Below are 24,211 nucleotides of genomic sequence, written 5' to 3' on the forward strand. Positions count from 1 at the left end.
CCCTCGGCCCGTATCACGGTGGCCAGCCGGGCGACCGTGGGGTTGTCGAAGAGCTTGCGCAGATCGATGTCCTGGCCCTCGGCCGTGCCGAGTTCCCTGCCGATCCGCTCCAGGATGCCGATCGCGTGCAGGGAGTCCCCGCCGAGTTCGAAGAAGTTCTCCTCCGTCCCGAAGTCGTCGCGTTCCAGGGCCTCCTGCCAGATCCGCAGCAGCGCCCGCTCCAGATCGTCCTGCGGAGCGGACGCCCGGTCGGGAGCCTGCCGCTCCCGCGGGGCGGGCAGTGCCGACACGTCGACCTTCCCGTTCGCGCTCAGCGGCACCTCAGGGATGACCAGGTAGTGACGGGGCACCATGTACTCCGGAAGGACCTCTTCGAGCGCGGCCCGCATCGCGTCGGCGTCGGGATGCGTCCGCCCCGCGACGGTCTCCCCCTCCGCGGGCACCAGGTAGGCGACCAGTTGGCGGCTGCCAGTCCTGGGATTGATGTCCATGCCGACCAGTGCGTCGCGGACGCCGGGATGCCGCCGCAGCGGGGCCGCGATCTCGCCGAGCTCGATGCGGTAGCCGTTGAGCTTGATCTGCGAGTCCTCGCGCCCGAGGAACTCGATGTCGCCGCCGGGCAGATAGCGGCCGAGGTCACCGGTCCGGTAGAGGCGGGCCTTGGTCCGCGGGTGAACGATGAACCGCCCGGCTGTCCGGTCCGGATCGGCCCAGTAGCCGCGGGCCACGCCGCTGCCGCCGATGTAGATCTCACCGGTCGCCCACACCGGACTCGGCTCCAGCCACTGGTCGTAAACGTGCATGGTCTGGTTGGCGAGCGGCTTGCCGTACGGGATCCGCGTCCACTGCGGGGGCACCGTGCCGATCGGGTAGTGGATCGACCAGATGGACGCCTCGGTGGCGCCGCCCAGGCTCATCACCTTCGCGGCGGGGTACACCGCGCGGATCCGGTCCGGCAGCGCGACCGGGATCGTGTCACCGCTCATCATGACCAACCGCAGCCCGCGACCGGGGGGCGGACCGGCTGGGTCGTGCCCGTCGATCCACGCCTGCATGAGGGCCGGCACGGTGTTCCAGATCGTCACCTGGTGCCGGTCCGTCAACTCGCTCCAGTGCCGGGGCTCCTGCGACCGGCCTGGCTCCGGCATGACGACACCGCCGCCCGCCGCCAGGAGACCGAAGACGTCGTACACGGACAGGTCGAAGCTGAGGGCGGACAGCGCCAGTACCCGGTCGTCCGGGGTAACGTGGAACCGGTCGTTGAGGTCCTGGATCGTGTTGGCCGCGGCCCGGTGGTCGATCATGACGCCCTTCGGCGTGCCGGTCGACCCGGAGGTGAAGATCACGTACGCCAGGTCGTCGGGCTCCGGACCGGTCTGCGGCGGGGTGGGCGGCGCGGACCGTACCTCGGCGTCGGCGAGGGTCACCAGCCGGACGCCTTCCGGCCAGTCGAATTCGTCGCGCAGCCGCGGTGTCGTGACCACCACCTGGACCCGGCCCTGCTGGAGGAGCTGCTCGCGCCGGGCAGTCGGCCAGCGCGACTCGATCGGCAGGTACGCGGCCCCGGAGCGGGAGATGCCGAGGGTCGCCGCGACCTGCTCGTACCCCTTCTCGGCGATCACGCCGACCAGGGTGTTCGGGGTCGCGCCGGCCGACTGGAGGACGTGGGCCAACCGGTAGGCGTCCTGCATCAGTTCGCGGTAGCCGTGCTCGCCGTCGGCCGCGATCACGGCCACGGCGTCCGGGGTGCGCCCGGCCTGTTCCTCGACCAGATCGCACAGCGTTCGCTGCGGGATGGGGGCCCCGGTCTCGTTTGTCTCGCGGCGCTCGTCGGCCTGCGCGGCCGGCAGCGTGACGAGCTCCTGCTCGTCCCACGCCGCGTCGCTCTCGCCGAGGCGCTCCAGACACGCGCGGTGGGCGGCGAACATCTCGTCCATCATGCCGGCAGGAAAGAGCTGTTCGACGAAGTCCCAGTTGATCAGGAGGTCGCCCCGGTCCTCCAGCACCTGGTAGTCCAGCCAGACCTGTGGCGTCTGGCTGACGCCGTAGACGATGTCGCCGAACATCTGGGCCGACTCGGTGAGGCTGGACGCGGAGTCGAAGCCGATCATGCTCGTGAACACCACCGGCATCGCCGCCCCCAGCCCGGCGCCCAGGCGCCGGGCCCGCTCCCGTAGGACGCGGACCCCCGAGTAGCTGGAGTGCCCGAGATCGTCCATGAGCTGGTGGTGCAGGCGCTTCGCCCGCGCGGCGAAGGAGTCCCCCCCCTCGGGCCGCGTCTCGAGCAGTACCAGCGAGGTGAAGTCGCCGATCACATCGCCGATCTGCGGGTGCAACGGCGGCCGGTTGAACAGCGTCAGGTTGAGGGTGAGTTCGGGCCGTTTCGACCAGCGCCGGAGCACGTCGGCGTAGGCGCCGATGAGCACGGCGGACGGGGTGAGGCCCTGGCGGCGGGCGGTCTCCTTGATGGCCGACCACCGGTCGCCGGACAGTCGGACGTGGTGCCGGGCGAACTTCGGCCGAGAGAGCTGCCCGGGCTGGACGGCCAGTGGCAGGTCCGGAGCGGGCGGCAGGTTGTCGAGCCGGTCCGACCAGTACGTCCGGTCAGCCTCGAACCGCCGTTTGCCCTGCTGCCGCTGCTCAGCGAGGACGAAGTCGCGGAAGGTGACGTCGAGGGGCCCGGGCGGCGAGTCCGGACGGCTGTAGAGGCGGAACCAGTCGTTCTGGAAGATCCCGAAGCTGAACCCGTCCATGATCAACATGTCCAGGCTGAGGTGCAGACGCCACTGCCGGTCGTCCAGCCGGGTCGCGCGGACCTCGAACAGCGGCCAGCGATCGGCGGGCAGCACCTGGTGCGCCAGCTCCTCCCGGATCTGCGCGATCCCGGCCTCCTGCCCCGCCTGGTCGAGGCCGGACATGTCCATGACCTGGATCTCGTACGGCGGGACCTCGGGCAGCACCTGCTGGCGGCCGTCGGGCCGGATGACTGCCCGGAGCATGTCGTGGCGCTGGACGAGCTGGTCGAGGCTCCGGCTCAGCCTTGGCACGTCGAGGTCCGCGGCGTCGAACTCCAGGTAGCAGTGGGTCGAGTTGCCGCCGAGCTCCACCACCGATGTCCGGCCCACCCAGTACGCCTGCTGAATGTCGGTCAGCGGGAACGGTTCGTGCCGGTCCTCGGGCCGGGGAGTCAGGCTCGCCGGCCCGTCCGAGCTCTCGGAGCGCGAGACGATCTCGACGAGCTCGTCCCGACGGAGCCTCATCTCCTCGCGTAGTTCAGAGGTGAGGGCACCGGGCGGGGCCGTCACGTGGAGCCGGCCCTCGGCCAGCCGCATCCTGACCCCGCGGCTGTACAGCTCGGCGAAGAGATCCGTGGTCATCGTGCCTGCCTTCCTGGCCATTACAGGATGAGTTCTTCGATCAGCCCGGCGGCCTCGGGCACCTCGTCGTCGGTCACGACAAGGCTCCGGGCGGCGAGGGACCGGCACACCAGGTCGACGATGTCCGTCACGGTGGTGTCGCCGAGAAGCCGCTGCGGCGGGACGTCCACCCGGAGCCCCGTGCGGAACTGCTCTCTGAGCCGCATCGCTCGCAGCGAGTCCACACCGAGATCACCCAGCCGGGCGCAGGCGAACCCGGCGCGCAGGCCCCGCGGGTCATCCGCCGCCCCCTCGACCAGAGCGGTCACCCGGCCGAACAGCAGGTCCGTGAGCGTCCTGCGGGCCGTCTGCGGGTCCTGGACGGCGAGTCGCGACAACTCGTCGGCGTCCCACGGCTCGGCGGTGTCCGGCTCGGCGGGAGTCGCCGCCTGCCCGGCCAGGTCGGATCTGGTGAACGCGAGCCCCGCGACCGAGACAAGCGGTTCGCCTGCGTCGGAGAACACCTCCAGATCCAACGGGCCGCCCAGGCCGCCCTCGCCGCGGTGGACGTGGCACCACAGCCGCCGCGGCAGCTCTCGGTGACGGGTGAGGCGGGCGAGGCCGGACGGCAGCCACAGACCGGTGCCGGACACGAGCGGCACGGCGGACAGGAAACACGCCTCCAGCACCACCGGGTGCAGGGCGTAGTGGCCGTAGTCAGGGGCGGCCGGGTCGGCCTCGACGAGGACCAATGCCTCGTCGTCGGCCCGCCACCAGCCGCGGGTGATCTGTCGGAAGGCCGGCCCGCAGACGATACCTACGTCGCCGAGCCGTGCGAACAGCGCTTCCGGGTCCCGCTCGGTCATCCGGGCGCGCAACCGGTCGAGGCCCGCGCGGGGCGGGGCCGGCGGGCTCTGCGTGGTGCACGTGGCGGTGAACCGGAGGGTCCAGCCGGGGCCGGCGTCCCCGGGTTCCGCGCCGAACCCCCTGATCCGGCGGACCGCACCGCGGGTTTCGGCCACGGTCTGGACGGCCAGCGGGAGCGTGCCGGGGAGAGTCATCGGCCTTTCGAAGACGAGGTCCTCGATCGTCCGGACGCCGCCGCCCTCGCTACCCCCGCGGGCTCCGTGGTGGGCGGCCGCCAGCGCCCATTCGGCGACCGCGGCGGCCGGCAGGGCGGGCGTGCCGCGCAGCCGATACTGCGCGGCGTACCAGGGCTCCTGGGCCGTGAGGGTCCGGGCGAAGCGCCGTTCGGACGAGTCGGCGAGGTCGATCAGGCCGCCGAGCAGCGGGTGCACGGGCTCCCGGACGACCTCGTTCCCGATGTGGCTGTGGGTGGCCGGCGCGTCCAGCCAGTACCGCCGGCCCTGGAACGGGTAACCGGGTAGGGGCACGTGCCCGGGGCCCGTCCCGGTGAAGGCGCCCTGCCACGAGACCGCCGTCCCGCAGGTGTACGCCGCCGCGAGGCGGGCGAGCACGGCGTCCGCGGTGACGATCGCAGCGGGGTCCAGTTCCAGGCAGACTGTCGCCCCCTGCGACCGGGCACGGGACGGGACGTCGCCGGTGCCGGACCGCAGGAAGTCGCCCGCCGCCCAGTGGTCCGGGTGCGCCGGGTCGCCGGGGCCGGGGGTGACGATCGGGACGCGCGGCTTCGCGTAGCTGATGCGCTCGGCGGTGGCCCGCAGGCCGTTCCCGTCCCCGCGGCTCTCGGCCGCCGCGGCACGCGCGGCAGCCGCCGCGAGTGCCGCCGCGTCGGCCAGCGACAGGATGCCGGCAGCGTGAGCCGCGGTGATCTCGCCGATCCCCGAGCCGCCCACGAGATCCGGTGCCACCGCGCACGATGTCATCAGCCGGTACAGCGCCACCTGGCCGGCGAACACGGCGGCAAGCGGGTATGAGGCCGTCGGCAGGTCGAGGTGGGCCTCCAGATGTGTGCGGGCCGCGTCGTACGCCTCGGCGAAGGCGGGGAAGCGCTCCGCCAGCCCGCGGGCCGGGTCACCGGCGCGCGGCTCCCCGCCGGTGAATAGCACGGCTGTTCTCGCGGCTGCGGGCGTGCCGGTGATCAGGCCGGGCGCGTCCTCGCCGCGGGCCAGAGCCGCGAGCGCGGCGAGGTGCTCCCCGGTGGAGGCACCCACGCTGACCGCCCGATGCCTGAAGCCCGCCCTCGTGCGGGCGAGCGAGACCCCGACTTGCGCGGTGGTGGCCGGTTGCGCGGCGAGGAAGCCGCCGAGTTGCGCGGCCATGACGCGCAGCGCCGGCCCGGTCTTCGCCGACAGCACCCAGGGCGTGGCGACCTCGGCGCCACCGGGCGCCGGGACGGACCCGCCGTCCGCCGCCTCGGCGGTGGCCTCTTCCAGGATCAGGTGCGCGTTGGTGCCGCTGATACCGAAGGAGGACACGCCGGCTCGCCGGGGACGGCCGTCGGCCGGCCACGGAACCGACTCGGTGGCCAGCACAACGGTCCCGCCGGACCAGTCGACGTAGCTGGACGGCCGGTCGATGTTCAGGGTCCGCGGATGCATCCGCGCACGCAGGGACATGACCGTCTTGATCACGCTCGCCACCCCGGACGCGGTCTGAGTGTGGCCGATGTTCGACTTGACCGAACTCAGCCGCAGCGGCCGGCCGGCCGGCCGGGTCTCGCCGTAGGTGGCGATGACGGCCTCGGCCTCGATCGAGTCACCCAGCGCCGTGCCGGTGCCGTGCCCCTCCACTGCGTCGACCTGGTCGGGAGTGAGCCCGGCGTTCGCCAGCGCCTGGCGGATGACGGCCTCCTGCGCCGCGCGGCTGGGCGACGTCAGTCCGTTCGTCGCGCCGTCCTGGTTGACCGCGGAACCGCGGATCACCGCGAGCACCGAGTGGCCGTTGCGCAGCGCCACGGACAGGCGCTCCAGCACCAGCAGCCCGGCTCCCTCGCCGAACCCCATGCCGTCCGCGGCGTCCGAGAAGGGCTTGCACCTGCCGTCCCTGGCGAGGGCGCCGCGCCGGCCGAACTCGACGATGACATCGGGGGTGGCCATGATCGTGACACCGCCGGCCAGCGCGAGCTCGCAGTCGCCGCGCCGCAGCCCCTGGCAGGCCAGGTGGATGGCCACCAGCGAGGACGAGCAGGCCGTGTCCAGGCTGATGGCCGGCCCGCGCAGCCCCATGACGTAGGAGACCCGGCCCGACGTCGTGCTCGGCGCGCCGCCGACGATCAGCTGCTCTTCGACGCCCGCGGGGAGCGCCGTCCCCGGCTGGGCGGCATAGCGGCAGTAGGACACGCCGGCGTAGACGCCCGTCTGACTTCCGCGCAGGCCGGCCGGATCCAGGCCGGCGTGCTCGGCCGCTTCCCACGCGGTCTCCAGCAGCAGCCGCTGCTGCGGGTCCATCGCCAGCGCTTCGGCGTCGCCGATTCCGAAGAACCCGGCGTCGAACCGGTCAGCCCCGGCGACGAAGCCGCCCTGGCGCGCCGCCGGTTCCGGTATCGCGTCGGCGCTGTCGCCGGGCAGACGGACGGCGCCCCACCCCCGGTCGTCGGGAAACGGCGAGATGCCGTCGCCCTCGTGCGCCACGAACCGCCACAGATCCGCCGCGGAACGCAGGTCGGGGGGAAACCGGCAGCCCATACCGACGATCGCGACGGGCTCGGAATCCCTGAGTTCGACCTCCTGCAGTCTCCGGGCGGTACACTGCAGTTCGCTGGCGGCCTTCTTCAGGTACTGACGCAGCTTTTCTTGATCAGCCATAGGTTGGACGGCTCCCTCAAGCAATTCGTGTGCCCGGGAACGGGTAATTTTTACCTCAAACTAATTCCCGGTAGACCCTACTGCGCAGCCGTCCCGCTGATAACCAGCGGCTACCCCTACCTGCACCCCTAACCGTATCGACTAAGGGTGTGATAGGGGTTGATTGGATGCCAGGGGTCGGGTAGCACGGACGTGGTGACGGGCGCTTTCCGGGTCGGACAGCTGGTGGGCGTACGAGTTGAAGCGAATTTCTCCTACCCCATCCTGCTTTTCTCTTGGGCGCTCTGGCGGCCGAGGTCGAAGCCGTGTATCACTGGTACTTCCGCTTGTGAAGGAGCTCCGGAATCCGATGGTCGAACAATGCGACGAGCTGAGCGCGGCGGACTCCGTTGTCGTTCAGGTAGCAGTGCCGGTTGTCGGCGTGTCCGCCCGGCGGCCGCCGAACTGACATGCTTTCTACTGATCACCTCGCCGCCGTTGAGGGTCCGGTGGGGAGATCAGTCACGTCCGATCGCTGGATGAGGAATGCACGGGGGATTGTGTGATATTAATCTGCCATGGCGCGCCATTTACTTGTAGCGTGGGCGGAGTTCGTTGACGATTGCGTGCCGATCCTGCCTCGGGAGATGGACTGTGTCGGGCCAACCTGTAGTGGTGGATACGCCCTGGGAAAGGGTCGCGGATTCTATCGAATTCATTCCCGCCGCATACTCCGAAAAGAACCGGCCGGAATCGGTGGCACGGGAGATGCTGCGTTGCGGGTCGGCCGAGGTCGACCGGCTCGTCGCGGCCGGCCTGCCGTTCGAGGAGCGATCCGGCATCCGCCACTTCGACCCGAACGACCTCTACAACCTCGGCATGTACTCGAACACCTCGAAGACCCAGCCGGAACTCGCGTTCCGCATGCTCTTCCGGTTCGCGAGCCGGCCGGTGGACGACCTGCTGCGCACGAAGATCTGGGATTTCCGGGTCCGGCTGGAGTGCCCCGACTGCGCTGGGGAGGCCCCGTGGCGGCTGGAGGCGCCGGACATCGCCCGCTTCGGTGGGACCCTCGCCGATGTGTCGGAGCCGGTGCCCGGTGCGAAGGCGGCGCAGTACACGGCCACGGTGGGCACGACCGGCGTGCGTACTCCGGTGATCTCCCCGGCGCTGCGGGAGTTGACCCGCGAGTATCTGGCCGCCGGGTACCGCTGGCAGATGATCCCCGTACCCATGCAGGCCGACTACGCGCTGGTGCATGAGCTGGGCGCGACGAGCTGCATCGCGGCCAGCCTTCTGCTGGCGGAGCGCTTCCGGGACGCAGGGTACCGGGCCGAGGCGAAGCGGGGCTGGTTCTGCGGCGTGGTCGGCGGCGCCCTGGACCTGCCGCACGCCTGCGTCGAGGTCGAGGACGACGACGGTGGGCTCAAGACCATCGACATCGCCAAGGCCCAGCTCGCCGCGCGGCTCTCCGCGAGCACTGGTGACTTCCAGGAGCTGTGCCTGGGATCGATATACAACAAAGTCATTCCGTCCACCGCTTCCGGCAACGCCGCTCTGGGTTACCACGAGTGCGGTTCGCGGACACCGGTCCACGTGCGTGCGGATATCCGATCGGCGCCTTGAGGAGACGATTGCACATGGCTGTACACGAGATAGAGCCGGTCGTGCTGGACCTGGACCGACTGGAGCAGATGGCGGAGACCGGTTACTACAACCCGTACACGGCCTTCGACTGGCCCGACACCATCGAGGCCGACAAGCCGTGGATGAGTGAGAGCCTGACCACCCTGGCCGGCACGGAGATGTGGGACGAGCTGACCCGCGAGCAGCAACTCGCCCTGACCAGGTACGAGGCGATCAACTTCTTCAGCCTCAACATCCACGGCATCCGTGAACTGCTGAGCGAAGTTGTCATGCGCATTCACGAGCGCGCCTACGCGGGCGTCTCGGAGTTCTTGCACCACTTCATCGGCGAAGAGAACGAGCACATGTGGTTCTTCGCCCAGTTCTGCCTGCGCTACGGCGGCAAGCTGTATTCGGCCCAGCCGAAGCTGCAGGCCGACTCAGTCGGCCACCTCTCGCCGCTGGCACGCGAGTTGATCGTGTTCGCGCGCGTCCTGATCTTCGAGGAGATCGTCGACCACTACAACGCGTACATGGCGACCGATCAGACGCTCCCGCACATCGCCCGTGAGGTCAACCGGGTGCACCACCAGGACGAAAGCCGGCATGTCGCGTTCGGCCGGATGATCTTCGTCAACCTCCTTGACCAGGTGACCCGGCGAGACCCCGCCGAGATTCCGCAGATCGCCGAATACCTCGAAAAGTACCTGCAGTACAGCATCGCCACGCTCTACAACCCCGCCGCCTACCGCGACGCGGGCATACCCGACGTGCTGAACCTGCGGCGGCGCGCCTTGGAGCACCCTGTCAGGAAGGCGGCGCACGACCAAGTCCTGAAGCGGACCCGGCGGTTCCTCGAGAAGTCGGGTGTGGGAGTCGGGGAGCGCGCCAAGTGACGGCCGAATCCATGCAAGCCGTCAGGGAGTTCATCTTGGAACGCAACCCCGGGCTCGACCAGCTGGCCGGTGACCTCGACCTGATTGACAGTCGGGCCATCAACTCGCTGGCCTTCGTCGAGTTCATCTTCCTACTGGAGGAGCTGACCGGCGAGGCGATCGACCCCGAAGACCTGGACCTGGACGATTTCCGCACCCTCAACGCGATCGAAGCGCGATTCTTCAAGCAGAAGGCGGCGTGATGAGCACTGCGAACGACAACGGTCTGAGCGTTCTCGACGGTGGCCAACTGCGTTTGCTGCGGGCGCTCGACTCGGTGTTCCAGCGCTTCGCCGAGGGCTGGCAGGCCCCGGAGTTCCGGTTCCCGTTCCTGATCAGGTGCAAGGACCTGGACACCTTCGACTACTTCGACAACTTCCCGCACCTCGGGCTGGCCGCGACCAGGCTTGACCCGCACCGCCTCGGCAAGCTGCTGACCGAGGCGCAGCGGCCGCTGGACAGCGTCCCGCCCGAGTCCATGGAGCCGACCGCCTTCGCGCTGCCGTCGGCGGCCTGCTATGCCGTCTACCTCGACCTGGCCGACTCGACGCTGCCCGACAGCGGGATCACGCGGACCACGCTCGCCACCTGCTTCCGCAACGAGGACCACTACGACGGCCTGCAGCGGCTGCTGGGCTTCTCGATGCGGGAGATCGTCTTCATCGGCCCGGAGCACGGTGCCAAGCAGCATCTCCTACGGGCCAAGGAGACCGTGCTGACGCTCTGCTCCCAGCTCGGGCTCGACGTGCAGATTGAGGTCGCGACCGACCCGTTCTTCGACAAGAACAGCGGCAAGGCCAAGATGCAGCGGCTGTTCCCGGTGAAAGAGGAGTTCGTCGTCAACGGCCTGGCGATCGGCTCGGTCAACTACCACCGGAACTTCTTCGGCGAGCGGTGCTCCATCCATGCCGACGGCGACACGGCACACACCAGTTGCCTCGCCTTCGGCCTGGAGCGCTGGGTGCACACCCTGACCCGGCGCTTCGGCGACAGCGCCGCCGCGCTCTCCGCAGTGGAGAACCTGGGCTGATGCGTGCCACGTTGGCAGAGGTGCTGGGTGTCCGGGTGAGCCTGCTGCAGTCCGGAATGGGTGGCGTCGCGGGCCCGGATCTGGCGTGCGCGGTGTCCGAGGCCGGCGCGGGCGGCTGCGTGGGCGGCTACAAGCTTGTCGACGACGCGCTGGTGGCCATGCTCAAGCGGCTGGTCGCGGGAACCGACCGCCCCGTCGGCGTGAACCTGATCCCGGAGGTCGTCGGGCCGGACGAGCTGGCCCGACAGGTCGCGCAGGTACTGGACCAGACACCGCAACACGTGTACCTCTCGCTGTTCGGCATGGCCGACGACGCCGTGCTCGACCGGATCACCGGCGCGGGCCGGCGGCTCGTCGTCCAGGTCGGCACCTTCCAGGACGGTGTGCACGCCGCCGAGCGGGGCGCGATCGTGGTGGCACAGGGTATCGAGGCGGGCGGCCACCTGCTCGGTACGCGGTACCGCGACGACCTGGTTGCCGAACTGCGGGCCGCGCTGCCCGACGTCTGCCTCGTCGCGGCGGGCGGCATCGGCTCGCCGGAGCTGGCGGCCCAAGCGATCGCCGCCGGAGCCGACGGCGTCCTGCTCGGCACCGCCTTCGTGGTCGCTCGCGAGTCGATGGCCCACCCGTACTTCAAGAACGCCGTCCGCACCTCCGGCGAGGCCGACACGGTCATCAGCGACGTGTACGAGATCGGGTGGCCGGGCCGACGGCACCGCGTCCTCACGACGGCCGCCACCCGCGACCCGGACCAGCCCAAGACCTTCATCGGCCGCACCGTGGTCGAGGGGAAACCGTACGTGGTGCCGCGGTACAGCGCTGCAGCACCGACCATCACCACCAGCGGCCGCATCGAGGAGATGGCGATGTACTGCGGTCTGTCCTGCGGTGCCATCTCGCACGAACTCCCGGCGGCCGACATCGTCGCCCAATTCGCACGCGGCTTCCTGGGCGCCGAGGCCCCCGGAGCAGGGAAAGGATAGAACCGATGCCAGGCTACGAGAACCTGTCCCGCATGGACCTCACCTACCGCGAGGACACGCCTCGGATCCCCACGCGTGAGGGGGTCGAGCTCTACTACGAGTCCCGCGGCGAGGGCACACCGATCACCATGGTCAACCCGTTCTTCCTGACCAGCCCGTCATGGCGGGTGTTCAGCGAGGAGTTGGCGAAGGACTACCGCCTGATCAGCTACGACCTGTGCAACCACGGGGCGTCCTCGCATATCGCCGAGGAGCCGACCTGGGACGAGCACATGGACGACCTGATCGGCCTGCTCGACGCGCTGGAGATCGAGTCGACGTATCTCATCGGGGTGTCGACGTCCACCGTGCTGGCCCGGGAGATGGCGATAAAGCACCCGGACCGCATCCGGGGCATGGTGCTGACGGGGCCCGTCTTCGGCCCCAAGGGGATGCGGCGCCAGCGGCAGGTGCAGCGCGCGTGGCTCCGTACGCTGGAGACCCGCGGCATCCCGGGGCTCTACGAGCACATGTACCCGGAGGTCTTCAGCGCCGAGATGAACGAGTTCCTCGGGGCTCCAGGCTACCTGGCCTTCCGGGAGGCGTTCTCGGCCCTGTCCACCGTCGAGGACCTGGTCAACGGGCTCACCCAAGCGATGAAGGACGAGCACAAGCCGGAGATGCTGGCCGGGATCCAGGCGCCGACGCTGGTCGTGGTCGGCGACGACGACTTCCTGCTGAGCGCGACGGGCGCCAGGGAACTGGCCGAGCAGTTCCCCAACGGCCGGCACGAGATCATGCCGAGGGCCGGCCACGTGCCGTACGTGGACGACGCCGAGTACTTCCAGGTCCTCGTGCACAAGTTCATCGAGGAAGTGGAATCGCATGCCTGACCAGGAATCGGAGGTACGGCTGCGCATCTGGGAACTGCTGCACGGTCTGTTCACCGATGCCGGGTTCCTCAGCGCCGTCCCCGACTCGGCGTCACTGCGTCAGGCGGGGGTGTCGTCCAACGCCCTGGTGAGCCTGCTGGTGGCCATGGAGGACGCCTTCGGCTTCGAGTGGGACGACGACGTCCGCCCCGAGGTCCTGCGCTCGGTCGACTCACTCGCGGACCATGTGCTGGCGCTTCGGGTCTGAGGGTGCACCGTGGCCGTCGACCTGCCGCTTCCCGCCGGTGTGGCGGCGGACGTCCGGATCGCGTGGCGTCCGGTGCGGCCGCCGTACGGTCCGGTCCAGGAGTCCGCGGCCGGCCGCCGGGCGGCGTCGGCGGCCCTGGCCGCGGCCGGCGCCGCCACCTCGGTCGTGCCACGCTGTGCCGACGGACGGCCGCGATTTCCGCGGGGCTTCGCCGGTTCCATTTCGCACACCGAACGGCTGGCCGTCGCACTGGTGGTCCCCGGCGCCGCCGGGGTCGGCGTCGACATCGAGGACGCGGTCATCAGCTCCCGCCTCGCCCGGGTCGTCCTTCGCGAGTCGGAGCGCAGCGCACGGCTCGCGCCGGGGACGGGGTTCACCCCCCGGGACCTGTTCGCCGCCAAGGAGGCGGCCTTCAAAGTGCTGTATGGCCCGGACACCAAGGACGACCTGCTGTTCTGGCGCATCGGGCTCAGCCGTGAAGGCAAGGCACTGGAAGCGTCCTACCGGGGGGCGCGAGTGCCGGTCTGGGTCCGTTCCAGGGCGGACATCTCACTCGCCATGGCCCTTCGCACGCGTTCGTGCGGCCCCTGATGACGACACCTTGATCAGTGTCACCGATGAATTCTGCGCATTACGAAATTTAACAGGCTGGATAGAACATCTCGTCGGATCGCCAAATACGGTCAGTTCTGTAAAAAGGAGTCGTCGTGTCGGATCCTAGGGACATCGCGGTCATTGGCATCGGGTGCCGATTTCCAGGTGGAGTCGATTCCCCGGAGACATTGTGGGATCTGATCGAGCGCGGCGGCGACGCGATCACGGAGATCCCCGCGGATCGATGGGACGCGGACGAGTACTACGACCCCGAGAAGGGGCTGCCCGGCCGGACCGTGTCCCGCTGGGGCGGCTTCCTGACCGACGTCGCAGGCTTCGACGCGAAGTTCTTCAAGCTCAGCGAGCGCGAGGCGCTGTCGACCGACCCGCAGCACCGCGTTCTGCTGGAGACCGCCTGGGAGGCGGTCGAACACGCCGGGATGCAGCCGTCCGCCCTGGCGGGCACCCGCACTGGGGTGTTCGTCGGGATGGCGCACATCGACTACGCGCTCGTCTGTCACGGCCCGCAGGAACAGGAGAAGATCCACCCGTACGGCTTCACCGGCTCGGCCCCGAGCATGGGCTCGGGCCGGATCGCCTTCGCACTGGGCCTGACCGGCCCGGCCCTGAGCATCGACACCGCCTGCTCCTCGGGCCTGGCGTCAGTGAACCTGGCGGTCCAGAGTATCCGCAGCGGCGAGAGCGACATGGCGCTGGCCGGCGGCTGCATGATCATGCTGGTGCCGGATGCGACGGTGTCCTCCTCGGGTCTGGGGATGCTCTCGCCCACAGGCCGGTGCCGCCCGTTCGACCAGGGGGCGGACGGCTTCGTCCGGTCCGAGGGTTGCGGCATAGTGCTCCTCAAGCGCGCCTCGGACGCGCTGGCCGACGGTGACCGCATCCTCGCGGTGATCAAGGGCGTCGCGTCCAACCAGGACGGCAGGACCGAGACGATCACGATGCCGTCGGAGTCCGCCCAGGTGGCGGTGCACAAGAGCGCCCTCGCCGACGCGGGCACCGAGCCGGACACGATCGGGCTGGTGCAGGCGCACGGCACCGGGACCCCGATCGGCGACCCCATCGAGTTCCGGGCGCTGGCCGCGGTGTACGGGCGCGACAGCGAGTGCGCCGTCAGCTCGGTCAAGTCGAACATCGGCCACACCGAGTCCGCAGCGGGCGCGGCGGGCCTCATCACCGCGGTCCTGGCCCTCCAGCACGGTGTCGTGCCGGGAACGCTGCACCTGAACGAGCTGAACAAGGAGATCAGCTCGCTGCCCACCCAGTTGTTCGTGCCCGACGGGATGCAGCCCTGGCCGGACGAGCGGAGACCGCGGCGCGCCGCGGTCTCCGCCTTCGGCATGACCGGCACGAACGCGCACACGATCCTCGAGGAGGCGCCGGCCGTTGACAAGCCGGCCCCCGAGCGTGGCGCGCAGCGGCTCCTCTTCCCGCTGTCGGCCACCTCCGTGGAGGAGCTCGCGCCGACCGCCACGCGCATCGCGGACTGGCTCAGCGCCCACGACGAGGTCACGGCGCCCGACCTCGGATACACCCTCTCCCGGTGCCGCGAGCACCGCGCCGTGCGTACGGCGGTGATCGCCGCAGACCGGACCGAGCTGATCGCCGGCCTGCGCGGCATCGGCGACCAGGTCGCCGAGCGGCCCCCCGCACCGGTGGCCGGCGACGACTCGCGCGGACCGGTCTGGCTGTTCTCCGGGCAGGGTTCCCAGTGGGCCGGCATGGGCGCCTCGCTGCTTGCGACCGAGCCGGAGTTCGCCGCCGTGGTCGCGCAGGTCGAGCCGCTTGTCCAGCGGGAGTCGGGCTTCTCGGTGACCGCGGCGATGACCTCGCCGGAGACTGTCACAGGCATCGACCGCGTGCAGCCGACGCTGTTCGCCATGCAGGTGGGCCTCGCGGCGGCCTGGCGGGCCGCCGGCGTCCAGCCGGGCGCGGTCATCGGGCACTCGCTCGGCGAGGTCGCCGCCGCCGTCGTCGCCGGAGCCCTCTCTCTCGACGACGGCGTCAAGGTGATCTGCCGCCGCTCCCGGCTATGCGCCCGCCTCGCCGGCGCGGGCGCGATGGCCTCGATCGAGCTGTCCGCGGCGCGCGTCGAGCAGGAGCTGGCAACCATCGACGACGTCGTCGTGTCGGTCATCGCCTCACCGGAGTCGACTGTGATCGGCGGGGCCACCGAGCGGGTCCGCGAACTGGTCGCGGAGTGGGAGTGCCGCGGAGTGCTGGCCCGCGAGGTGGCCGTCGACGTCGCCTCGCACTCCCCGCAGGTCGACCCGATCCTGGGTGAGCTCGCCGAGGTGCTCGACGACCTGACTCCGACCACCGGGACGGTGCCGATCTACGGGACGGCCATGGACGACCCGCGGGTCCGGCCCTCCTTCGACGCCGCCTACTGGGTCGACAACCTCCGCCGGCCCGTTCGCTTCAGCACGGCGGTGACAGCCGCGCTCGACGACGGCCACCGCGTGTTCCTGGAGCTCTCCCCGCACCCGCTGCTGACCCGGGCGGTGGACCAGTGCGCCCGGTCGGCGAGCCTGCCCGCGGCCGCCATCGCGAGCATGCGCCGCGCCCAGGACACCCCGCACGGCCTGCTGAACAGCCTTGTCGAGGTACACGCGGCGGGCGGCGGCGTCGACTTCACCACCCGGTACCCCGACGGCGAGCTGGTCGACGCCCCTCTGCCCACCTGGACCCGGCAGCACCTGCTGATCCGGTCCGGCCAGTCGCGGCCCGCTCACACGGTCAAGATCCACCCGCTGCTCGGCGTGCACGTCCGCCTCGACGACGAGGAGGAGCGCCACGCCTGGCAGTCGGACGTCGGTACCGCGCTGCTGCCCTGGCTGATCGACCACCGGGTACGGGACGTCGCGGCCTATCCGGGAGCGGGGCACTGCGAGTCCGCGCTAAGCGCCGCCGCCGAGATCTTCGGGCCCGGCGCCGAGGTGCACGACCTGAAGTTCGAGCGCATGCTGCTGCTCAGCGGCCACACGGAGCTGACCACGTCGGCGGCGGTGGAGATCCCTGGGCAGGCCCGCTGGGAGGCGGCCACCACCGAGAACGACGAGCGGGCACGGCTCGCCTCCGCCACCCTGCGCCCCGCGCCGGCCGACCAGAACGAGCCCGTCCCGCTGGACATCGACCAGCTCGTTGAGGAGCACACCGAGCGGATCTCGGGCGACGACCTGCGCGGCACCCTGGCCGACCGCGGGATCCAGTACGGATCGGCGTTCCAGGGGGCCGCGGCGGCACACCAGCGCACGACCGCGGACGGCGGCCAGACCGTACTGGTCGAGATGACGCTCCCCTCGCAGTTGCGCAGCGGCAACGACGGCTTCGCCGTCCATCCCGCGCTGCTGGACGCCTGCTTCCAGGGCGTCGCCGCGCTGCCCGCCGTCGCGGGCGGTGGCGAGGGCGGCCTGCTGCTTCCGCTGGAGGTGCGGCGGCTCCAGGTGTGGTCGTCGGTCGGTGGCGCCGGCTACTGCTTCGTACGGCTGCGCTCCTCCGACGGCAACCGGGTGGTTGCCGACCTCCAGTTGACCGACAAGTACGGCGCGGTCCTGATGACCGTCGACGGCCTGGTCATGGGCACCCGCGCCAGCGACGAGGACAACGCCGACCAGGTGCTCAACGAGCGGCTGCTCACCATCGACTGGCAGCAGCAGGAGCCGCTCGAGCTCACCGGGAGGCCCGTTGCCGAGCCGTGGCTGATCCTGGCCTCGCCCCGGTCGGTGCCCGCGCCGGACGAGCTCGCCGAGGCGCTGCGCGAACAGGGCGGACAGTGTGAGATCCGGCCGTGGCCGGAGCCCGGCAGTAAGGTCACCCGCTCCGACACGCCCTGGCACGGCGTCGTCCTGCTCTGCTCGCAGCCGGCAGGGCCCGCCGGCGCGGACACCCTCGCGCGCGGCCGTGACCTCGTGGCGTCGGTCGTCGAGATCGCGCAGGAACTTGTGGGCGCCGACGGCGGCCCGCCCCGGCTGTACGCGATCACCCAGAGCGCGCAGCGGGTGCTGCCCGGCGACGTGGTCAACCTCGAACACGCCGGCGTCCGCGGACTGCTTCGGGTGATCGGCGCGGAGTTCCCCGACCTGCGGGTCACCCAGGTCGACATCGACACCGACTCCGAGGACGGCCCGGCGGCGAAGAACCTGGCCGCGGAGCTCACCTCGGACACCGCGGACGACGAGACCGCCTGGCGCGGCGGGTCCTGGTACACCGCGCGGCTCCAGCACGCGCCGCTCGCCGCGGACGAGCGCCACCCGGCCACCGCCGGCGGCCCGGCCGACGCGGTGCGGATGGAGATCCGGCAGCCCGGTGACCTGGACACGCTGGAACTGACCGTGGTGCCGCGCCGCGAACCCGCTGCCGGCCAGATCGAGATCGGGATCGCCGCCGCGAGCATCAACTTCCACGACGTCCTGTTCGCCCACGGCAACTACTTCGCTTTCGAGGGTGTGACGCCGGCGCTCGGCGTCGACTGCGCGGGCACCGTCGTCCGGGTCGGCGACGGGGTGACGGAGTTCAAGGTCGGCGACCGGGTGATGACCGGCGCCGCCACCGAAGGGGCCTGGGCCAGCCACACCACGATTGACTCGGCGCTGGCGGCGCGGCTGCCGGACGGGCTGAGCATCGAGCAGGCCGCCGCCGTCCCGGCGGTGTACGCCACCGTCTGGTACGGGCTGATGGACCTGTCCCGGCTGCGCTCGGGGGAGCGAGTGCTGATCCACTCGGCGACGGGCGGAACGGGGCAGGCGGCGATCGCGGTGGCCCGGCACGTCGGGGCGGAGATCTACGCGACGGCCGGCAGCGAGGTGCGCCGGGAGTGGCTTCGCGAGCAGGGGATCGAGCACGTCTACGACTCCCGCAGCCTGGAGTTCGCCGACCGCATCCGCGAGGACACCGGCGGGGCCGGCGTCGATGTCGTCCTGAACTCCCTCACCGGCGCCGCGCAGCGAGTGAGCCTGGACCTGCTGTCCTTCGGTGGGCGCTTCGTCGAGATCGGCAAGCGCGACATCTACCGCGACGGGAAGCTGGGCCTGGCGCCGTTCCGCCGCAACCTGGCCTTCTACAGCGTAGACCTCGAACTGATGGCTGCGGCCGACCCGGCCAGGCTGGGCCGCCTGCTGCGGGAGATCTCCGACCGCATGGCGGCCGGCGAGCTAGCAGCCCCGATGACGACATCGTTCCCGCTGTCCGAGGCGGCGACCGCGATCCGCACCATGGCGTCGGCCCAGCACATGGGCAAGCTCGTGCTCATCACCAGGGTGGAGGCGGGCACGGCGGTCGTGGTCTCGCCCGACCGGGTGCCGGTCTTCCGCGGTGACGGCGCCTACGTCATCACCGGCGGCCTGGGCGGCCTGGGACTGCGGCTGGCCCGCCATCTGGCTTCGGCCGGCTGCGGCCGGATCGTGCTGAACTCCCGGTCCGCGCCGAGCGAGTCGGCGACCCGCGAGATCCAGGCGATGCGCGACGCGGGCACCGACGTGCACGTCGAGTGCGGGGACATCTCAACCCCGGAGACCGCCGAACGGCTGGCAGCCGCGGCCAGGACCACTGGGCTTCGGCTGCGCGGTGTCCTGCACGCCGCGGCCGTGGTGGAGGACGCGACCCTGCCAAGCATCACCCGCGAGCTGATCGACCGCGACTGGGCGTCCAAGACCTACGGCGCTTGGTATCTCCACCAGGCCACCGCTGAGGACGACCTCGACTGGTTCTGCGGCTTCTCGTCGGCGGCCGCGCTGCTCGGTTCACCCGGGCAGGGCGCCTACGCCGCCGCGAACAGCTGGCTCGACGGCTTCGCGGCTTGGCGGCACGCGAAGGGGCTGCCGGCCACCACGATCGCGTGGGGCGCCTGGGGCGAGATCGGACGGGGCGCCGTCCTGTCCGAGGCGGGCGACACCGCGATGATCACCCCCGAAGAGGGTGTCCACGCCTTCGACGCCCTGCTGCGCCACACCCGCACCTACACCGGATACCTGCCGCTCTCCCGGGCACCGTGGCTGACCGCGCTTGCCAAGCGCAGCGTGTTCGCGGCGGCGTTCCAGGACGACAGGGGCGACCACCCGCAGGCGTCGGAGTTGCGGGTGGAGTTCGAGGCGCTGCCCGCGGAGGAGCGGGTCGGCTGGCTGCGCCGGTTCGTTGCCGGCGAGGCTGCGGCGATCGTCCGCGGCACCGTCGACCCCAGCCGGCCCTTCAACGACTACGGCCTGGACTCGCTCGGCAATCTGGAACTGCGCACCCGCATCGAAACGAACCTCGGAATGCGTATCGCCCCCAAGGCGGTAGCCGACAACAACTCGGCCCAGGCGCTGGCTCAGCACCTGGCGGACCTCATCGGCAGGTAAGGGATGGCATGACCGCGATCGTTCTGTCCGGTGCGACCGGATCACTCGGCGGCCATCTGGCCGCGGCCCTGCTCGAACAGCAGCACCCCGTCGTTTACTGCCTGGTCCGGGCGAAGGACCAGGCGGCCGCCGACGTGCGGCTGCGGGACCGGATGGCGGAGGTCGGCTCGGACGACCCTGCACGGCTCGTCGCCGTGCCGGCGAACCTCGAGTCGCCCCGGCTCGGCCTGGCCCCACCGGTCTGGAACGCCATGGCCGAACAGGTCACCCAGATCTTCCACTGCGCCGCGTCGGTCCACCTCACCGCGGCTTACCAGCAACTGGCGCCAGCCAACGTCGGCGGCACGAGGGAGCTGATCGGGCTGGCCACCGCCGTAGCCGAACGGTCGCACGCCCCGGTCGCCTTCCACTATGTCTCCACACTGGCGGTCTTCCTCGACGCGATCAGGGCCGGGATCGCCGTGGCGGACGAGGCGACGCCGCCGACCATGGAGACCGCGGGCGAACTCGGCTACCCGCGCTCCAAGGTCGCCGCCGAACGGGCGGTGGCCAGGGCCGCCGACAGCGGCGTCGTCGGCACCGTCTACCGCCCCGGGCTGGTCACAGGCCACTCGCTGACCGGCGACACCTCCGCCTCCGACCTGCTCATGCCGGTGCTGCGCGCGGTCGTCGCGATCGGCTACGCGCCGGACCGTGCCGAGGCGGTGCCCGGCGAGGCAGTCGACCTCGTCGCCCAGCACATCACGCGCCTGTCCGTCGGTCAGCCGGGTGGCCAGGCATACCACATGATCAAGCCACAGCTCGTCTCGCTCATGCACGCTTTCGACGCCCTTCGCCGGGCCGGATATCAACTGGAGGAGGTATCACCCGAGAAGTGGTGGGAGCTGGCGCAGCAGCGCCGTGACGACCGCGACGTCGCTCCGCTGATCCACATGGGCCAGATCGGTCGCCGGATGCTGGGCCTGGAGCCCGACTACCCGATGCCACCGGTCCGCAGCGACCACACTTACCAGACCATCCGGCGCTCGTTCGGGGAGCCAGCCCCGCTCGACCAGGGCTTCTTCGACCGGCTGGTCGCCCACGGGTTCAGCAGGTTCGCGCCGCTGCCACGCTAGCGCTGTGGCCCGTTCACGACGTCAGCCCCGGTCCAGTTCGGTGGACCGGGGCCGAGCCATTGCTCGCCGTGACCGGGAGCAGATCCCGCGCGTGCGTACTTTCGCCCCGACCGACCACGTAGGAGAGTTGCGATGCCCCTGGACCGCCTGCTCCGGCACCTGATCGCCTGGCAGAGCGCCGACGGCCCGCCGACTCCGGACCGCGAACTGACCGTCGAACAGTCCCGCGAGCGGTACCGGGCCAACGCGGTCGGCCCGCTCCGTGACCGGGACGGTTCCGGTCCGGCGGTGACCTCGGCCGACCGGCTGATCGACGGCCCGGACGGGGCGGCGCTCCCGATTCGGGTCTACACCCCGGCCCTGGAGTCGGCGGAGCAGCGGGTGATCACCTATCTGCACGGCGGGGGATGGGTGATGGGCGACCTCGACAGCCACGACTGGGTCTGCCGGACGCTGGCGGCGTCCCTGGGCGCGGTCGTGGTGGCGGCCGACTACCGGCTGGCGCCGGAGTTCAGCCATCCCGCGCCCCTGCACGACGCGACCGCCGCGGCCCGGTGGACGGCCCGGTCCTTCCCCGGCCGTTCGCACATGATCGCGGGTGACAGTGCCGGCGCCAGCCTGGCCCTGGGGGTTGCCCTCGGGGCGCGCGACATCCGCTTCGCCGCGCAGCTGCTGATCTACCCGCCGGTGGACCCGAGCCTGATCATGGCGTCGGCCAGCGAGTGCGCCAAGGGGTACCTGCTGAGCGTCGAGGACATGGCCTGGAACTACGAGCAGTACGTCCCCGACCCGCGGCAGCGCGCCGACCCCGCCGTCGACCTGCTGAAGGCGGACTTCGGGGACTTGCCGCCGACGGTCGTCGCCACCGCCGAGTACGACCCGCTGCGTGACGAGGGGGTGGAGCTGGCGGCGCGGATGGACGCCGCGGGAGTCACCGTGCGCCACGTGCCGGGGGAGGGGCTGGCCCACGGCTACTTCCTGATGCAGGGTATTGTGCCGGCGGCGGCCGCCTGCGCCCAGCGGGTGATCCGGGAAGTGGACGCGCTGCTGGGGCCGCAGGAGTGAGTGGACCCGGCACCAGGGCTCAGGCCCGCTGCCCCGGCCCGGCCGACTGCTGGGTGGCGGCGCGGTGGGTGGCCTCCTCCCGCGGCGGCCGGACTGCCTGCAACTGTCGGAGCCCCTCGATGAAGACGTTCAGCCCGTAGCCGAACCGCTCCGCCGGCTCCGTGTCCGTCAGCGAGTCGAGTGCTGCCGCGTACTGCGGTGACACCTCGACGTGGTGCCGCTCGTTGCGGATCCGCCAGTCGTAGTCGGACGGCAGCTGCAGCTGGGCCTGCTCCTCGATGGCATGGCCGAGGACGTAGTAGAAGAGGGCGAAGCTGACCCAACCCGCCTGGGCGGGGGGCAGGCCGGCCGCGCAGAGCACCTGGATGGCCGCGTCCGTGCCCCTGATGGTGTTGGCCCCGGGCGCGAAGGTGCCGGCCACCACCCGGGCGCCGTCCCGACGGCTGAGCAGGGCCGCGCGGAGCCGGTTGGCGAGGATCTGGATCCGCTCGGTCCAGGGCACGTCGGGCAGCGGGGCGCCGATGCCCTCGACGATCTTGTCGGCCACCGCGTCGAGCAGGGCCTCCTTGTTCGGGTAGTGCCGGTAGAGAGCGCCACCGTGCACGTTGAGCGCGGCGCCGAGCTTGCGCATCGTGAGCTGGTCCAGGCCCTCGGAGTCAAGGAAGCGCAGCGCCTCGTCGACCACGTCGGCTTTGCGCAGTGGCATTGATTCTCCCTTGATTGACACCCTCTGGACGACATTGTAACGTGAACGACGTTCACCGTGAACGGCGTTCACATGCGCGGTGCTCACTCGCGGTCGGCCACTGATGAGGAGGCTCCATGTCCGAGACCCGAGTCGCGTCCCCACCACCTGTTCTCCGGCCGAACCTGCCGCTCGGCGTCGTCGTGGCCATGTCCTGCCTCGCCCTGTTCATGGTGGTGCTGGACGCCACCATCGTCACCGTGGCCCTGCCGGACATGAAGACCGGACTGGACCTGACGACCGACCAGCAGCAGTGGGTCGTCAGCGGCTACCTGATCACCCTGGGTGGCCTCCTGCTGCTGGCGGCCCGAGCCGGCGACCTCTTCGGGCACAAATGGGTGTTCCTGTTCGGAGCAGCCCTCTTCACCGCCGCCAGCCTCGTCGGTGGCCTGGCGTCCGGACCGCTCGTCCTGATCATCGCCCGGATCGCCCAGGGCATCGGCGGTGCCGCGCTGACCCCCGCCAGCCTGAGCCTCATCACCGCCAGCCACACCGACGAGCACGAGCGCGAGCGTGCCCTGTCGCTGTGGAGCATGATGGGCGGCATCGCCGGTCTGGCCGGCGTGGTCCTCGGCGGAGTGCTCACCGCCGAGCTGAGCTGGCGCTGGGTCCTGTTCGTCAACGTGCCGCCCGGCATCGCCCTGCTGGTCACCGGGGTGCTGTTCCTACTGCCCGCGGTCGGCACCGAGCGGACCCCGCTTGACCTGCCCGGCGCCCTCTGCGTCACCCTCGGGATCGGGGCGCTCACCTACGGGCTCTCGGAGGCGTCCGCCAAGGGCTGGGGCTCACCGGTCGTGGTGGTGCCGCTGATCGCGGCCGCGGTGTTCCTCGTCGCCTTTCTGGTGGTCGAAGCCAGGAGCCCGCACCCGCTCATCCCGAACGGCCTGCTCCGACCGCGGTCCATGCGGATCGCGAACGTGCTGATGTTCTGCGTGGGCGTGACGCTGACCGCGCTGTTCTTCTTCATCTCGCTGTACTGCCAGCAGGTTCTCGGCTACAGCGCGCTGCGCACCGGCATGGCCATCCTGCCCGTCACTGTCGTCTTCATCATCGGCGGCCTCACCTCCCGCCAACTCGTCCCGGTGGTCGGCCCGCGACCCATGCTGGTGGCCGGCGGGCTCATCGCCAGCGCCGGGATCGCCTGGCTCGTCACCATCCCCACCCACTCCGCCTACCTGACGCACATTCTCATCCCGAACCTGGTCGGCGGGTTCGGCGTCAGCATCATGCTGCTCGCCGTCACCATCAGCGGCACCTCCGGGGTGGACCCCAAGAACGCCGGTGCCGCCTCCGGGCTGCTTAACACGTCCCGTCAGATCGGCGGAGCCGTCGGCCTCGCGGTGCTGGTGACCATCGCCTCCAGCGTGACCTCGCACGCGAGCCACGGCAACGGTCACTTCGCCGCGCTCGTCCACGGCTACCGCGTCGCGTTCCTGGTGAACGCGGGACTCATGCTCGTCGCCGCGCTGGTCTCGCTGGCGCTGCCGGCCCCTGTGCCGTCGGCCGGGGAGAAGTCGCAGGACCTCGCGGGCGAGCCGGCCAGCATGCGGCCCTGACCGGGGCGCCGGCCGCCCCCTCGC

Annotated in this window: 15 protein-coding genes; 12 read left to right on the forward strand and 3 right to left on the reverse strand. The window is 70.9% G+C overall.

Features of this window, described 5'->3' with window-relative positions:
* Together AC13HU_RS05470 and AC13HU_RS05475 are read right to left on the reverse strand one after the other, a co-directional pair.
* Window positions 1–3,377, reverse strand: a 3,377-nt coding sequence (locus AC13HU_RS05470; RefSeq protein ID WP_483040584.1) for a non-ribosomal peptide synthetase, incomplete at its 3' end; no start/stop codon positions are given.
* A 20-nt stretch (window positions 3,378–3,397) separates the two neighbouring features.
* Window positions 3,398–7,084 carry a type I polyketide synthase gene (locus AC13HU_RS05475; protein ID WP_483040585.1) on the reverse strand — a complete coding sequence of 1,229 codons (3,687 nt, stop codon included), beginning with the start codon at window positions 7,082–7,084 and terminating at the stop codon, window positions 3,398–3,400.
* A gap of 654 nt (window positions 7,085–7,738) precedes the next feature.
* Between AC13HU_RS05475 and AC13HU_RS05480 the strand changes: the two genes are divergently transcribed.
* From AC13HU_RS05480 to AC13HU_RS05530, 11 genes are all read left to right on the forward strand, one after another.
* Entirely contained in the window at window positions 7,739–8,689 is a 951-nt protein-coding gene (locus AC13HU_RS05480) for a hypothetical protein (protein ID WP_483040586.1), read from the forward strand.
* Window positions 8,690–8,703: 14 nt separating this feature from the next.
* Window positions 8,704–9,585, forward strand: coding sequence for a diiron oxygenase (locus AC13HU_RS05485; RefSeq protein WP_483040587.1), 882 nt, complete (start codon window positions 8,704–8,706; stop codon window positions 9,583–9,585).
* Window positions 9,582–9,827 carry an acyl carrier protein gene (locus AC13HU_RS05490; protein ID WP_483040588.1) on the forward strand — a complete coding sequence of 82 codons (246 nt, stop codon included), beginning with the start codon at window positions 9,582–9,584 and terminating at the stop codon, window positions 9,825–9,827. Before AC13HU_RS05485 ends, AC13HU_RS05490 begins: the two co-directional genes overlap by 4 nt.
* Window positions 9,827–10,654, forward strand: a complete 828-nt coding sequence (locus AC13HU_RS05495; protein WP_483040589.1) for a class-II aminoacyl-tRNA synthetase family protein — start codon at window positions 9,827–9,829, stop codon at window positions 10,652–10,654. Before AC13HU_RS05490 ends, AC13HU_RS05495 begins: the two co-directional genes overlap by 1 nt.
* Window positions 10,654–11,637 carry an NAD(P)H-dependent flavin oxidoreductase gene (locus tag AC13HU_RS05500; protein WP_483040590.1) on the forward strand — a complete coding sequence of 328 codons (984 nt, stop codon included), beginning with the start codon at window positions 10,654–10,656 and terminating at the stop codon, window positions 11,635–11,637. Before AC13HU_RS05495 ends, AC13HU_RS05500 begins: the two co-directional genes overlap by 1 nt.
* Window positions 11,638–11,642: 5 nt before the next feature.
* Complete coding sequence (locus AC13HU_RS05505) at window positions 11,643–12,509, forward strand: alpha/beta fold hydrolase (protein WP_483040591.1); 867 nt, start codon at window positions 11,643–11,645, stop codon at window positions 12,507–12,509.
* Window positions 12,502–12,756, forward strand: coding sequence for an acyl carrier protein (locus tag AC13HU_RS05510; RefSeq protein WP_483040592.1), 255 nt, complete (start codon window positions 12,502–12,504; stop codon window positions 12,754–12,756). The genes AC13HU_RS05505 and AC13HU_RS05510 overlap by 8 nt, the downstream gene beginning before the upstream one ends.
* Before the next feature lie 9 nt (window positions 12,757–12,765).
* Window positions 12,766–13,347 carry a 4'-phosphopantetheinyl transferase superfamily protein gene (locus AC13HU_RS05515; RefSeq protein WP_483040593.1) on the forward strand — a complete coding sequence of 194 codons (582 nt, stop codon included), beginning with the start codon at window positions 12,766–12,768 and terminating at the stop codon, window positions 13,345–13,347.
* 116 nt (window positions 13,348–13,463) lie between these two features.
* Window positions 13,464–19,706, forward strand: coding sequence for a sulfolipid-1 biosynthesis phthioceranic/hydroxyphthioceranic acid synthase (gene pks2 / locus AC13HU_RS05520; RefSeq protein ID WP_483040594.1), 6,243 nt, complete (start codon window positions 13,464–13,466; stop codon window positions 19,704–19,706).
* A gap of 8 nt (window positions 19,707–19,714) precedes the next feature.
* Window positions 19,715–20,821 (forward strand): SDR family oxidoreductase, encoded by a 1,107-nt coding sequence (locus tag AC13HU_RS05525; protein WP_483040595.1) that lies wholly within the window; start codon window positions 19,715–19,717, stop codon window positions 20,819–20,821.
* 132 nt (window positions 20,822–20,953) lie between these two features.
* On the forward strand, window positions 20,954–21,886 hold the full coding sequence (locus AC13HU_RS05530; protein ID WP_483040596.1) for an alpha/beta hydrolase: 933 nt from the start codon (window positions 20,954–20,956) through the stop codon (window positions 21,884–21,886).
* A 19-nt stretch (window positions 21,887–21,905) separates the two neighbouring features.
* Here AC13HU_RS05530 and AC13HU_RS05535 read toward each other — a convergent pair whose 3' ends face one another.
* Window positions 21,906–22,592, reverse strand: a complete 687-nt coding sequence (locus AC13HU_RS05535; protein ID WP_483040597.1) for a TetR/AcrR family transcriptional regulator C-terminal domain-containing protein — start codon at window positions 22,590–22,592, stop codon at window positions 21,906–21,908.
* A 116-nt stretch (window positions 22,593–22,708) separates the two neighbouring features.
* Between AC13HU_RS05535 and AC13HU_RS05540 the strand changes: the two genes are divergently transcribed.
* Window positions 22,709–24,187 (forward strand): MFS transporter, encoded by a 1,479-nt coding sequence (locus AC13HU_RS05540; RefSeq protein WP_483040598.1) that lies wholly within the window; start codon window positions 22,709–22,711, stop codon window positions 24,185–24,187.
* The last annotated feature ends 24 nt before the right edge of the window (window positions 24,188–24,211 follow it).

The sequence above is a fragment of the Streptomyces sp. NH27 genome (genome assembly GCF_056859195.1).